This is a genomic window from Pseudomonas sp. FSL R10-2964 (assembly GCF_009600035.1).
Lineage (GTDB): Bacteria > Pseudomonadota > Gammaproteobacteria > Pseudomonadales > Pseudomonadaceae > Aquipseudomonas > Aquipseudomonas bubulae.
The window spans coordinates 1-811 of the sequence record NZ_WIWH01000101.1 but is presented as its reverse complement, the minus strand read 5'-3'; the positions used below and the strand labels follow the sequence as shown (position 1 = coordinate 811).

Here is an 811-nt window from a genome sequence, read left to right as displayed (position 1 = left end):
TGATACCCGTAGCTTCGGTGTATGGTTTGAGCCCCGTTAAATCTTCCGCGCAGGCCGACTCGACTAGTGAGCTATTACGCTTTCTTTAAAGGGTGGCTGCTTCTAAGCCAACCTCCTAGCTGTCTAAGCCTTCCCACATCGTTTCCCACTTAACCATAACTTTGGGACCTTAGCTGACGGTCTGGGTTGTTTCCCTTTTCACGACGGACGTTAGCACCCGCCGTGTGTCTCCCATGCTCGGCACTTGTAGGTATTCGGAGTTTGCATCGGTTTGGTAAGTCGGGATGACCCCCTAGCCGAAACAGTGCTCTACCCCCTACAGTGATACATGAGGCGCTACCTAAATAGCTTTCGAGGAGAACCAGCTATCTCCGAGCTTGATTAGCCTTTCACTCCGATCCACAGGTCATCCGCTAACTTTTCAACGGTAGTCGGTTCGGTCCTCCAGTTAGTGTTACCCAACCTTCAACCTGCCCATGGATAGATCGCCCGGTTTCGGGTCTATTCCCAGCGACTAGACGCCCTATTAAGACTCGCTTTCGCTACGCCTCCCCTATTCGGTTAAGCTTGCCACTGAAAATAAGTCGCTGACCCATTATACAAAAGGTACGCAGTCACCCAACAAAGTGGGCTCCCACTGCTTGTACGCATACGGTTTCAGGATCTATTTCACTCCCCTCTCCGGGGTTCTTTTCGCCTTTCCCTCACGGTACTAGTTCACTATCGGTCAGTCAGTAGTATTTAGCCTTGGAGGATGGTCCCCCCATATTCAGACAAAGTTTCTCGTGCTCCGTCCTACTCGATTTCACTG

Annotated in this window: 1 rRNA gene; it reads right to left on the bottom strand. The window is 51.2% G+C overall.

Annotation, left to right across the window (positions count from 1 at the left end):
- Window positions 1–811 (bottom strand): 23S ribosomal RNA (locus GHN92_RS23605); the annotation flags it as partial.